This is a genomic window from Actinomadura sp. K4S16, from assembly GCF_008327685.1.
Lineage (GTDB): Bacteria > Actinomycetota > Actinomycetes > Streptosporangiales > Streptosporangiaceae > Spirillospora.
In genome coordinates this window covers 55370-67799 of the sequence record NZ_BDDE01000024.1, presented here as the reverse complement: position 1 = coordinate 67799, position 12430 = coordinate 55370, and the positions used below count along the sequence as shown (strand labels likewise).

10 protein-coding genes and 1 pseudogene are annotated in these 12430 nt (G+C 75.2%); 5 read left to right on the top strand and 6 right to left on the bottom strand.

The features are described 5' to 3' along the window. The first annotated feature begins 1 nt into the window (after window position 1). From K4S16_RS36325 to K4S16_RS36315, 3 genes are read left to right on the top strand one after another with little or no spacing between them, the layout of a single operon-like run. Entirely contained in the window at window positions 2-211 is a 210-nt protein-coding gene (locus tag K4S16_RS36325) for an MbtH family protein (RefSeq protein ID WP_149263614.1), read from the top strand. Next, entirely contained in the window at window positions 204-866 is a 663-nt protein-coding gene (locus tag K4S16_RS36320) for a GNAT family N-acetyltransferase (protein ID WP_235037298.1), read from the top strand. The genes K4S16_RS36325 and K4S16_RS36320 overlap by 8 nt, the downstream gene beginning before the upstream one ends. Next, window positions 863-1600 carry a thioesterase II family protein gene (locus K4S16_RS36315; protein ID WP_305790880.1) on the top strand — a complete coding sequence of 246 codons (738 nt, stop codon included), beginning with the start codon at window positions 863-865 and terminating at the stop codon, window positions 1598-1600. The genes K4S16_RS36320 and K4S16_RS36315 overlap by 4 nt, the downstream gene beginning before the upstream one ends. Before the next feature lie 70 nt (window positions 1601-1670). On the opposite strand, the gene K4S16_RS36310 is transcribed toward K4S16_RS36315, so the two are convergent. Beyond that, window positions 1671-2726, bottom strand: coding sequence for a S1 family peptidase (locus K4S16_RS36310; protein WP_235037297.1), 1056 nt, complete (start codon window positions 2724-2726; stop codon window positions 1671-1673). Between the two features lie 288 nt (window positions 2727-3014). Next, window positions 3015-4094: a S1 family peptidase gene (locus K4S16_RS36305; protein WP_149263612.1), complete on the bottom strand. Its 1080-nt coding sequence runs from the start codon at window positions 4092-4094 to the stop codon at window positions 3015-3017. A gap of 258 nt (window positions 4095-4352) precedes the next feature. Between K4S16_RS36305 and K4S16_RS36300 the strand changes: the two genes are divergently transcribed. Both K4S16_RS36300 and K4S16_RS36295 read left to right on the top strand, forming a co-directional pair. Continuing rightward, entirely contained in the window at window positions 4353-5306 is a 954-nt protein-coding gene (locus K4S16_RS36300) for an ornithine cyclodeaminase family protein (protein WP_149263611.1), read from the top strand. Window positions 5307-5587: 281 nt separating this feature from the next. Continuing rightward, window positions 5588-6193, top strand: a complete 606-nt coding sequence (locus K4S16_RS36295; RefSeq protein ID WP_149263610.1) for a response regulator transcription factor — start codon at window positions 5588-5590, stop codon at window positions 6191-6193. Between the two features lie 228 nt (window positions 6194-6421). Here K4S16_RS36295 and K4S16_RS46080 read toward each other — a convergent pair. The 4 genes and pseudogenes from K4S16_RS46080 to lanKC form a co-directional block, all read right to left on the bottom strand. Beyond that, a pseudogene (locus K4S16_RS46080) lies at window positions 6422-6997 on the bottom strand (ATP-binding cassette domain-containing protein); the annotation flags it as partial. Between the two features lie 893 nt (window positions 6998-7890). After that, entirely contained in the window at window positions 7891-9573 is a 1683-nt protein-coding gene (locus K4S16_RS36285; RefSeq protein ID WP_149263609.1) for an ABC transporter ATP-binding protein, read from the bottom strand. 60 nt (window positions 9574-9633) lie between these two features. Next, window positions 9634-9744 carry a SapB/AmfS family lanthipeptide gene (locus K4S16_RS36280; RefSeq protein WP_149263608.1) on the bottom strand — a complete coding sequence of 37 codons (111 nt, stop codon included), beginning with the start codon at window positions 9742-9744 and terminating at the stop codon, window positions 9634-9636. Window positions 9745-9749: 5 nt separating this feature from the next. Next, complete coding sequence (lanKC, locus tag K4S16_RS36275) at window positions 9750-12311, bottom strand: class III lanthionine synthetase LanKC (protein WP_149263607.1); 2562 nt, start codon at window positions 12309-12311, stop codon at window positions 9750-9752. Window positions 12312-12430: the final 119 nt, after the last annotated feature.

The window sequence follows — 12430 nt, the reverse complement described above, 5'->3', positions numbered from 1 at the left end:
GATGACCAACCCCTTCGAGGACCCCGACGGCACCTACCTCGTCCTCGTCAACGACGAGGGCCAGCACTCGCTGTGGCCGTCCTTCGCCGAGGTCCCCGCCGGCTGGACGGTCGCCAAGGACGAGGACACCCGCCAGGCGTGCCTCGACCACATCAACGAGAACTGGACGGACATGCGGCCGAAGAGCCTCGTCGAGGCCATGGGTGAGTGACGCCGGCGGGGGCCCGCCCCCGGAGACCGCGCATCTGCGGATCCCCTCGGTCACCGAGTGGGAGATGGAGATGCTGGACGCCGCCGACCTGCGTCCCGCGCCGCTGCCGGGCGTCGAGATGACGTTCACCCTCGCCGGGCTGCCCTCCCCGGACGTCAACCGCGCCCTGTACGCGACCGTCGGGTCCCGCGTGTGCTGGACGGACCGCTTCCCGTGGACGTACGAGCAGTGGCAGGCCTGGGTGGAGCGGCCGGAGCTGTCCACCTGGATCGCCATGGCCGAGGGCACCATCGCCGGCTTCTTCGAGATCGAGGCGCAGCCCGGCGGGGACACCGAGATCCACCTGGTGGGCCTCACCCCCGCGTTCGTCGGGCGCGGCTACGGCGGCTACCTTGTCGAGCAGTGCACCCGCCGCGCCTGGCAGCGGGGCGAGCTGTGGGCCCTGGACAGCGGACCCGCCACGCGGGTGTGGCTGCGCACCAGCAGCCTCGACCACCCGAACGCGATCGCCAACTACCGGCGGCGGGGCTTCAAGGTGGCGGCGGAGAGCACCGCGGCCAAGCTCGTCCCGGACCCGCGGGTGGCGCCGTGGCCGCTGCCGCGTGACCCCCGCGTGGCGTCCCGCCGGGACGAGGAGGAGGAGTTGATCACGTGACCTGGTTCCGCTGCCCCGAGACGCGGCCCTGGGCGTCGATGCGGCTGTTCTGCCTGCCGCACGCGGGCGGGTCGGCGGTGTTCTACCGGCCGTGGGCCAAGGAGGCGGGCCCGGCCGTCGAGGTGCAGGCCGTCCAGTACCCGGGCCGCGCCGACCGGATGGCCGACGCGTTCGTCACCGACGCCCACCAGCTCGCCCGCCTGGTCGCCGGGGCGATGGCGCCGCTGATGGACCGCCCGGCCGCCCTTTTCGGGCACAGCATGGGCGCCGTCCTCGCCTACGAGGTGGCGCGGCTGCTGGAGGAGCGCGGTGCCGCCCCGGTGCACGTGTTCGCCTCGGGCGCCCGCCCGCCGGACGACCGCGGCGACGAGCGCGTCCACGAGAAGGACGACGACGGGCTGGTCGCCGAGCTGGCGAAGCTCGGCGGGACCGACGCCGAGCTGCTCGCGGACCCGGAGATGCGCGAGCTCGTCCTGCCGTACGTCCGCAACGACTTCACGCTGATCGAGAAGTACGCCCGTCGGCCCGGCCCGCCGCTGGCCGCCCCGCTCACCGCGCTCGTCGGGGACGCCGACCCGCACGTGGACGAGGAGAAGGCCCGCGGCTGGGAGCGCGCCACCAGCGGCCGGTTCGCGCTCAGGGTGCTGCCCGGCGGGCACTTCTACCTGGCCGACCAGCGGTCCGCCGTGCTCGCCGAGATTCTGCGCACGCTCGAGGTCCCCGCCGTGCGGTGAGCGGACGGGCCGCCCCCACGGGAGTCCGTGGCGGGGGCGGCCCGTCGCTGAGGGGGAGCCTCCTTCAGGGTCAGTAGACCGACACCCCGTACCTGGACAGCGGTTCGGTGACGGGCTGGAAGAACGTCGTCCCGCCCGAGGAGCAGTTGCCGCTGCCGCCCGAGGTCAGGCCGAGCGCGGTGCTCCCGGCGAACAGGGAGCCGCCGCTGTCGCCGGGCTCGGCGCAGACCGTGGTGCGGATGAGGCCGCTGACGCTGCCCTGCGCGTAGTTCACCGTCTGGTTGAGCGCGGTGACCCGGCCGCTGTGCAGGCCGGTGGTGCTGCCGCTGCGGTACACGGTCTGGTTGACCGAGGCGTTCCCGGCGCTGGTGATGTCGCGGGTGCCGCTGTAGAGGTAGACCGAGCCCTGCGTGTCGGTGGGCGTCGAGCTGTACCGGACGATGCCGTAGTCGTTGCCGGGGAAGCTGCTGCCGGCGGTGGTGCCCAGCGTCCGGCCGGAGCTGTCGGTCCACGTCGAGCCGATGTTGGTGCAGTGTCCGGCCGTGACGAAGTAGTACGTGCTGCCGCTCCTGACGTTGAAGCCGAGCGAGCAGCGGGCGCCGCCGGTGTAGATCGCCTCGCCGCCGCGGGTGAAGGTCTGGAACTTCCCTGCGACGGTCTCGGTGCGGACCGCGGCGCCCTGCTTGGCGGCGGCGGCCCGGACCTTCTTGAGCTTGGCGCCCTTGACCGTGCTGTCGACGCTGAGGACGACCTGGTTGGCGGCCGGGTCGACGGCCCAGGCGGTGCCCGGGACGGTCGCGTCGCGCTTGAGCGCGGCCTCGACCTTCTTCAGGTCGGCGCCGCTGCGCGCGACGGTCTTCGGCACCGCGCCCGCGGCGCGGACCGCCTGCGCGGCCTGCGCGTCGGTGACCGTGACGACCAGCTTGCCGTCCTGGAGGTAGGAGCCCGCGCTGCGGGTGCCCAACTGGTGCGCCAGGGCGGTCGCGACGTCGCCGGGAGCGGCGGGGGCGGCGGGAGCGGCGGGGGACGCGGACGCGGCGGGGGCGGTGGCGAGGGTGGCTGCCACCAGACCGGCCGCCGCCGTGGTGACGGCGGCGGCGCCGACGCGCCTGTGACGGATCTTCACTTGTGCCTCCACGGGGGATCGGGCGCACCCGGGTGGTGCGCCGGAGGTCACCGACATGGTGTAAGAACCGTCAAGTCGGACGTAAGACGCAGAAGGTGACCAATTCGGCGCGTGCGCGTTGGCACTCTCGGAGCGGCGTCCGTGGTCAGTCCGGCAATACCAACCCGCCGCTCGCCGGCCCGGAACGGAGTCCGGCCCTGGTCCTTCCGCCGGAAAGGCCGAAGGACCAGGGCCGAAACTCACGTGGCCTCCCGCCGCCTGGGAGCTCCGGCGGGCCGCCTGGGGCCGCTAGTAGACCTCGGCCCCGAACGCCGACAGCGCCTCGGTCACGGGCTGGAAGAACGTGACGCCGCCGGAGGAGCAGTCACCGCTGCCCCCGGAGGTCAGCCCGACCGCGCTCGACCCGGCGAACAGCGGGCCGCCGCTGTCGCCCGGCTCGGCGCACACCGTCGTCTGGATGAGGCCGCTGACGCTGCCCTCCTGGTAGTTCACCGTCTGGTCGAGCGCGGTGACCTGCCCGTCGTGGACGCCGGTGGTGCTGCCGCTGCGGGTCACGGTCTCGCCGACCGTGGCGTCCGCGGCGCCGGTGATGTCCTGGAACTGGCCGTTGACCGTGACGCCGCCCTGCGTGTCCTCCGGAGTGGAGTCGTACTTGACGATGCCGTAGTCGTTGCCGGGGAAGCTGCTGCCGGCGTTGCCGCCGAGCGTGCCCCCCGACTCGTCGGTCCAGGTGGAGCCCGCCTCGGTGCAGTGCCCCGCCGTCAGGAAGTAGAACTCGCTCCCCTTCTTGACGTTGAAGCCCAGCGAGCAGCGCGCGCTGCCGGTGTAGATCGGGTCGCCGCCCGCGGTGAACATGCGGAACTGCCCCGCGACCCGCTTGGTGCGGACGGCCGCACCCTGCTTGCCCGCGGCGCTCCGCACCTTCTTGAGCTCGGCGCCCTTGACCGTGCTGTCCATGGTGAGGACGACCTGGTTGGCCGCCGGGTCCACGGCCCAGGCGGTGCCCGGGACGGTCGCGTCGCGCTTGAGCGCGGCCATGACCTTCTTCAGGTCGGCGCCGCTGCGCGCGACGCTCTTCGGCACGGCCCCGGCTGCGCGGACCGCTTGCGCGGCCTTCGCGTCGGTGACCGTGACGACCAGGTTCTTGGTGGCCTGGTCCACGTAGGCGCCGGCGCTGCGGTCACCGAGCCGCTGCGCCAGCTCGGCTGCCACCCCGCCCGTGTCGGACCGGGCGGCGACGCGCCCGGTCGGCGCGTCGAGGGCGGCGTTCGCGGCGGGTGCGGCGACGAGGGCGGTCGCCACGAGCCCGGACGCCGCCACGGTGACGGCGGCGGCGGTGCCGCGGACGCGGTTGGAACGGATCTTCACTCTGCCTCCAGGGGGGATTGGGCGCACCCGAGTGGTGCACCGGAGGTCACGGGCAATGCTGGAAGATCGCTGAAGGCCCACGTAAGGCGAGAAAGTGACTAATCGACCATCTACGGATTGTCACAATGGGTGCGGGTTCCGTGGTCGATCCCCGGGGAGGATGGCCCGTTTGGCCGGTTTGGTACTGGCCGGTAGACAGGGCCAATGGGCGAGGGGCCGCCGAGAGCGGCACTACCCGGGACGCGGGAGAATGATCCGGTGACGTTGCTTCTGTCCCGCTCGGACCTCGAGTCGCTGCTCGACCCCGCCCGGTGCCTGGAGGCCCTGCGCCGCGGCTTCACGGCCGGGGACGGCGGGACCGCGGCCCGCCGCGTGGTCGTGAAGCCGCCCGGGGAGGGCACGGCGACGGCGCTGCTGCCGGGCGTGGTCGAGGGGATCCCCGCCTACACGGTGAAGGTCAACGCCAAGTTCCCGGCCAGCCGCCCGGCGCTGCGCGGCGTCGTCTGCCTGCACGACCTCGGGACCGGCGAGCTGCTCGCCCAGCTGGACTCGGCGACCGTGACCGCCTGGCGCACCGGCCTCGCCGCCGCGCTCGGCACCCACGCCCTGGCGCGTCCGGCCGCCGGGGCGGTCGCGGTGATCGGCGCGGGCGCGCAGGCCGAACTGGTCCTGCGGGGGCTGAGCGGGCTGCGGGAGGTGCGCGGCCTCGCCGTGTGCGACCTCGACGCCGGCCGCGCCGCGGACTTCGCCGCGCGGCACGGCGCCCGGCTGGGCGTGCCCGCGGCCGTGGCGCCGGACCCGCGCGCCGCCGTCCGGGACGCCGAGATCGTCGTCATGGCCACCTGGGCGCGCAGCCCCCTCCTGGACGCCGCCGACGTGGCCCCCGGGACGCACCTCACCTCCCTCGGCGCGGACGAGCCCGGCAAGGCCGAACTGGGCGCCGGCCTGCTGGCGGGCGCCCGCGTCGTCGTCGACGACGTCCCGCTCGCCGCCGAGATGGGGGTGCTGGCGGGCGCGCCCCCGGGCGCCGTGCGCGCCGCCGGGACGCTGGGCGACCTGCTGCGCGGCCGGGCGCCCGGGCGGGCGGACGACGGCGAGGTCACGGTGTACGCGCCCGTCGGGCTGCCCTGGCAGGACCTCGCGCTCAGCTGGACGGCCTACGCCGACGCCCGCGCCGCGGGCGCCGGCGTGGAGTTCGATTTCCTCGCCTGAACCGGTTCCGGCCCATCAGGTGTACGAACGCTAATTGGCGGAATACCCCTCGCTGGATTCCTGGTTTCCCCGGTGTCTTTGCATTGACGCGGTGAATAGTGTTGGCTCCGTCCGGTGAGACTTTAGTAGTCGCGAGGCTGTCGAAGGTGACGCAATGGAAGTTCGATTTAGCGCTGACCGAATCCCCGGTATCGTCTCGCGGCCGCCGCCCTGACGCGCTGAACGTGCTCGGTAATTCCTCTTTCTCAGGACGCGGACGGGTGGCCCTGTTGGAGACGAAAATGATTCGCATTCTGCTCGCCGAGGGCGCCCCGCTGCTGCGCGGCGGGCTCGTCGCGCTGTTCGAACGGGTGAAGGACCTCGACGTCGTGGCGGCCGTCGGCTCCGGTGAGCAGGTGCTCCGCACGGCGCGCAGACGGCGGCCCGACGTCGCCCTGATCGACGTCGGGCTGCCCGACCTGGACGGCTTCACCGCCGCCCGCGCCTTACGAGAGTCCGTCCCGGAGTGCCGCACCGTCCTCATGGCGGGCCGCTGCCGGACCGGCGACCTGCGCCGTGCGGTGGCCGCGCGGGCGTCCGGGCTCGTGCTGAAGGACACCTCGCCGAACGACCTCGTCGACGCGATCCGGCAGGCCGCGGCCGGGGCGCGCGTCATCGACCCCGACATGGCGTTCACCGAGCTGGGCTCGGCTCAGAGCCCGCTGACCGAGCGGGAGATCGAGGTCCTCACCCTGGCGTCACGGGGCGCGACCGCGGCCGAGATCGCCGAGGACCTCGTCCTGACGATCGGCACCGTCCGCAACCACCTGTCCCGCATCAACCGCAAGGTCGGCGCGCGGAACCGGGTCCAGGCCATCCGGATCGCCGAGGAGGCCGGATGGTTGTGAGCCCTCCTCCCAGCGCCCGATCAGGTCCCGGTACAGCGGGCAGACCGCGGGCAGGTCCGCGTGCCGCCCGAGGTGGGCGCGGGTCCCGTCCAGCACCAGGACGCGGCGGGCGCGCATCGCCGAGCTGATCCGGTGCGCGATGACGACCAGCGTGCCGGGCCGCCGCGCGAACGCCTCCTCCACCCGCGCCTCGTCGGCCGGGTCGAGCCGGTACGCCGCCTCGTCCAGGATCACGAGCGGCTGCGGCGCGAGGTAGGCCCGGCACAGCGCGACGCACTGCCGCTGCGCCTCGGTCAGCGCGGCCGGGTCCAGCCGCGCCCCGAGCCCGCCGAGATCGCGGACGAGCGGCGCGAGCCCCAGCGCGTCCACGGCCCGCCCCGCCTCCCCGGGGCCCGCGTCCGGCGCGTAGTAGAGGAGGTTGTCGAGCAGGGTGCCGCCGAAGACGTACGCCTCCTGCGGGACGAGCACCCGCCGGTCCGGGTCGCCCGCCGCCCGCCCGTCCACCAGCACCTCGCCCGCGCCGGGCGCGGCCAGCCCCGCGATCAGCGCCGCGAGCGTCGACTTGCCGATGCCGCTCGGCCCCACCACGGCCAGGTGGTCGCCGTGCGGGACGACCAGGTCCAGGTCCTCGATCACCGGCCGCGCGCCCTCCCCGTAGGCGAACGTCACGCCGCGCAGCTCCACCGCGGGCGCCCCCGCCGCGGGCTCGGCGGGCCCGGAGACGGGCGCGTCCGGCGCGTTCGGCGCGCCCGTCTCCAGGATGCGGCCGAGCGTCACCGCCAGCCGCAGGCCGCTGCCGCCCATGCCGTGCACGAGCGTCCGCAGCGCCGGCTGCAACCCGTGCAGGACGTAGGTCAGCGCGCCGATCAGCGTCCCCGCCGTGGCGCCGCGCCGCATCAGCCACGGCGCCGCCGCCAGGACCAGCAGCAGCGGCAGCCAGCCGCTCACCGCGAGCGCGACGGAGCGCACCGCCGCGAGCCGCGCCACCGCGCGCCCGGCCGCCGCCTGCGCCTCCACCGCGGCGCCCAGCTCCGCCCGCAGCAGGTCCTCGCCGCCGCACGCGACGGCGTCCCGCAACCCGGCGGCGAGCGCGGTGGTCCGCTCGGCGATCTCCTCCTCGCCGACGACGAGGTCCCGCTGCCGCGCGGCGGCCCGGCCGAACACCGCCCCGAACAGCACGAGCCCGAGCACCAGCGGCGGCACCACCAGCACCGTCACCTCGGGCGTCATCGCCGCCAGCCCCAGCAGCGCCGCCCCGGCGGTGAACACGAACCCGCGCGCGACGACGAGCAGCCCGCCGAAGGTGTCGCGGACGATCTCCACCTGGTGGGTGAGCCGCGCGACCGCGCCGGTGTCGGGCCGTCCCCGCAGCGACCGGTGCAGCGCCCCCGTCGCGACCCGCCGCACCAGGTCGTCCCGGAACGGCTCCACGATCGCGGCCAGCGCCGGATACAGCCGCCGGCTCCCTGCCGCCCCTACCAGCGCGGACACGGCGAGCACGCCGAGCCAGACCGCCGCGGTGGACGTCCGTCCCGTCCGGAACGCGTCGGTGGCCTCACCGACGGCCCGCCCGAACACCGCCGTGGGGACCGCCTCCACCGCCGACCATCCGGCGGCCCGCGCCACCGCCCGGGGCCGCGCCCGGACGGCGTCCCCGGCGCTGCGCCACAGGACCCGCGCCGCCTCCCGCCTGCCGGTCACGCCGTGCCTCCGAAGACCGCGCGGTAGTCGGGATCGGCCCAGAGGACCTCGTGGGGGGCCGTCCGGCGCACGCGTCCCCCGTCGAGCCAGACGACGAGGTCGGCGCGGGCGGCGGTGGAGGCGCGGTGGGCGACGATCAGGCGCGTCCGGTCGGCGAACCGGTCGAGCAGCGCGTCGGTGATCTGGAGTTCGGTCACGGTGTCGAGGCTGGAGGTCGCGTCGTCCAGGACGAGGACGCGCCCGGCGTGGGCGAACGCGCGGGCGAGGCCGAGGCGCTGCAGCTCCCCGCCGGACAGCGGCGCCTCCGCGAGCGGCGTTCCGTACCCGTCCGGGAGGCGGCGGACGAAGCCGTCGGCGCGGGCGGCCCGCGCCGCCTCGCGCAGCCGGGCGTCCGGCGGCCGCGAGGGCCCGAAGGCGATGGCGTCGCGGACGGTCGCGCCGAACAGCGCCGGCCGGGCGAAGGCGTAGCCGATCTCGCGGCGCAGCGCCGCCCGGCCGAGGCGGGGGAGCGGCGTGCCGTCCAGCAGCACCTCGCCGCGGTCGGGGTCGGCGAGTCGGCCGGCGAGCGCGGCGAGCGCGGAGGCGCCGGAGCCGGACCGCCCGACGACGGCGACGGCGCGTCCGCCGGGGACGGTCAGGTCGAGGCCCGGCGCCCCGGCGACGGCGACCCCGCGGAACTCCAGGCGGCCGGGGCCCGGCGGGGCGTCGCCGGTGCCGTAGGTCGGCGCGGGCCACGCCAGGACCTCGGCGGCGCGGCGGGCGCCGGCGCGGGCGCGGCCGAGGCGGAGCAGCTGGGTGAGCACGGGCCCGAACCCGGCGGCGAGGCCGGCGTACTGGACGGTCGCGACCAGCTCGCCCGGCGTGATGCGGCCCGCCGCGAGCTCGGCGCCGGCGACGCCGACGGCCGCGACCTGCAGGAGCAGCAGCGCCAGCAGGCCGCGCGCCGCGATGCCGCCCTGCACCCGCCACATCGCCTCGCCCTCCGCGCGCAGGCCGGGCAGCGGGCGCAGGATGCGCGCGGCCTCGCGGTCGGCCGTGCCGGCGGCGGCGATCGTCCGGGCGCCGGCGAGGGCCTCGGCGAGGCGTCCCGCGATCGTGCCCTGGACGGTGAGGTAGCGGTGCGCGGACGCGGTGATGTCGCGGACGAACGCGCGCATCAGCAGCGCCACCGCCGGCACCGCGACCGCGATCGCCGCCGCGGTCCGCCAGTCGATCAGGTAGAGCGCGGCGAGCGCCCCGGCGGCCGGCAGCAGCGCGGCCGCGGCCTCGGTCGCGGCGGCCGGCGCCACGCCGGCCTCGGCCGCGCCGCCCACCATGCGTCCAGCCACGTCCCCCGGGGGGAGGCGCGGCGCGGGGCCCGCCGCGAGCAGGTGCCGGACGAGCGTGTGCCGCAGCCACGCGGTCGCCCGGGCCGCCGTGCAGCCGGTCGCGAGCTCCGACAGCACCTCGGCCGCGGCGGCCGCCGCCACGAGGGCGGCGCAGGGCCAGAGCGCGGCGGCGGCCGGGGCCCCGCCCGGCGGGACCGCGTCGATCGCGCGGGCCAGCGCGAACGGCAGCAGGACGGCCGCCGCCGCGTCCGCCAGCGCCGCGGCCCCGACGAGCGCCGTCCATGCGCGGGCGTGCCCGGCGGCGCGCAGCAGCAGCCGGTCCGCGCCGGCCGCCGCGGGAAGGGAGGTCATGGGGTCTCCAAACACGGCGACGGCCATGGCCCCGGGAAGGGGCCATGGCCGCCGGCGTCATCACAGGCAGATCGTGATGCTGTGGGAGCTGTGGCAGAGCAGGCTCAGGCTGCTGTTGCCGCCGTCGCCGCCGTTCTCGCTCACCATCCCCTGAAGGTCGAGAAGCGCCATGTTCTTCACCTCCTTTCGGGCTGGATAGAGGTGGCCGCCGTGGGGGCTCCCACGGAGGGTCGGTGCGCCGTCCCGAAGAACGGCAGTCCTGGGGCCGGGTCGTGCAGGGCCGCGCCGAGCGCGAGCAGCACCCCGGCGGTGCCGGTCGCGAGGTCCATCGACAGCCGGTACATGTGCTCGCCCGGCATCGCCAGCCCGCCCGCGTACGGCAGCGCGTGCCAGGCGAGGTCGCGGACGTGCTCCGCCACGCGGGCCGCGTCCTCCGGGCGGCCCTGCCTGGCCAGGTGGAGCAGCATCCCGGCGCGCCCGCTGAACAGGCTCGGCTGTGCGTAGTAGCGGGACATCGCGGCCAGGCGGACGGCGCCGCGGGCCGCCTCGAAGCTCTCGTCCGGCCGGTGCGCCAGGTACTCGTCCAGGACGAGGCCGATGCCGACGCTGCCGCGGCCGAGGTAGGGCAGCACCCGGCTGCCCTGGTCGACGTGCAGGGCGCCGTTGTGGTCGGTGACGCAGGCGGCGAGGTCGCGGCGCAGCCCGGAGGCCGCCAGGTCGAGCAGTTCGGGGTCGCCTTCGCGCTCGTAGGCGCGGACGAACATCAGCGCCGCCCCGGCGCCGCCGTGCATGAGACCCGGGCGCGCGCCGCGCCCGGCGTCCGACCGCCCGGCCACGATCTCGACGCACCTGCGGGCCGCCCCGCGCAAGGACGCGTCGCCGGTCATGTCGGCGAGGTGGTCCAGGACCAGTGCGAAGCCCGGCAGGCCGCCGTAGAGGTCGTCGCCGAGACGCTCCCACCGTTCGCCCAGGCAGTGCCGGGCGGCGGCGAGCGCCGCGTCCTCGCGGCCGAACCGGGACAGCACGTACGCGGCGCCCATCAGGCCGTCGTAGAGGCCGATCCCGGTCCCGCGCCGCGGGTTCGAGGCCCGCTCCGCCAGCCACTCCTCGCGGGCCGGGAAGCGGCCGGCGCCCGTGGCGTCCAGCGCGTACAGGACGCCGGCGGCGCCGTGCGCGAGCCCGAGGGACGCGCCGGAGAACTGCTCCACGTCGCCGGGGAAGAGCCGGTCGGCGCGCTCGGGGGTGGCGCTCTCCAGGATCGCCCTCGACAGGGCGTCCCTGGCGCGCTCCCAGCCGGGGGCGTCCGGGACGAACACGGGCGCGGGGGCGGTCGCCGTGTCCCGGGCGATCCGCGCGACCGCCTCGTCCAGGAACTCGCGGGGCACCGGGAAGTTCTCGGCGATCAGGTCGGCGAGCTGCCGCGCCTTGCCCCGGTCGATCACGAACAGGGTGGTCAGCGGGGCGAACAGGGCGAGCCGCAGGCAGGCGAGGCTGTAGTGGTCCACCTCGGTGCCGCGCCGGTCGGGCGGGGCGAGGAACGCGGGGTTGGCGAGGGTCTGCCGGCCGCCGGCCGACGCGGGCGCCGCCGTCTCGAAGTCGATCAGTGCGACCGAGTCGTCCGGGCGCACCATCACGTTGAACATGTGCAGGTCGTTGAACACCACGCCGCGCTCGTGGATCGCGGCGACGACGCGTTCCACCCCCTCGTGGACGCGCAGCGCCCACTTCGTGTACTCGGCGGTCCTCGCCGGATCGGGCTCGGGGTCGAGCATCGGATGCCGCTCGGCGAAGAAGGTGTTGAGCGTGCGCCCCTCGACGAACTCCTGGACGAGGAAATGGTGCTCGCCGAGCGTGAACCAGTCGAGAACGGCCGGCACGCCGTCGATTCCGTCCAGCTTTTCCAGCATTTCCCGTTCGCGTCGGAGGCGGGTCACCGCGTCCGCGCCGTCGGCGGCGAGTCCCGCGTAAGGGCGGCCCTCTTTCAGTACCACCTTCGTCCCGGTGCGGGTGTCGGTCGCCGCGTAGACGCCGCCCCCGTTGGAGAAATGGAGGGCCTTGTCGATCCGGTACGGCAGGTCGGTCGTCGTTGTGGCGCCGCGTGCCTTGAGATGCGATTCCAGGCAGGCGGGAAGGCTCACCCAATCGGGGACGGAGAAGACCGGTTCGCGCCGGTCCGGCACCAGCTCCCCGGAGCCGTCGCGCAGCGCGGGGACGAGCCGGCCCTGCTCGTCCAGGCACCGGCGCTCGGCGAAGCCGCCGTACCGGACGTGCAGCGGGCCGCCGCCGATGCGCAGGTCACTGAGGATGTACGGGCCGGGGAGGCCGTCCAGCCGGGCGCCGAGCCCGGCGAGCACCTCCGCCAGCTCGCCCTCGTCCGCGGGGTAGATCGTGACGAGCTTTCCGCTCGCCCCGCGCGGCGCGTACTTGGCGTTGCGCCTGCGGAGTGTTCCCGGACCGCGCAGATGCTTGAACTCGATCCCGCGGGCGACGCAGTACTCCCATGTTCCGGCCAGCGCCTCGTCGGCGCTTTCCGGGCAGCCGGCGACATGCACTTTCCAGCCCTGTTCGGGGGCGCGCTGCGTCGGCGGAACATAGACGACCCATTCGTCCCCGAAGACCGTCTCCCAACCGTCCGGGAGTTCGCGCCGGGTGATTTCGAAGTCGGTTCGACGGGTCACCGGCGGAGCGTCGTAGAAGAGCTCGTCCGCGAGGCAGTAAAGCTCATACCCCTTGTCCACCGCCGATTTCCCCTTCCTCGTGCTCCGCTCACCGGAACGCACTCAGGAAAGAATTGCAGGCATGTCGGAAATGGACTAGTAGCGGACATCACGAATGACCCGTGAAGATGTACCGCCCG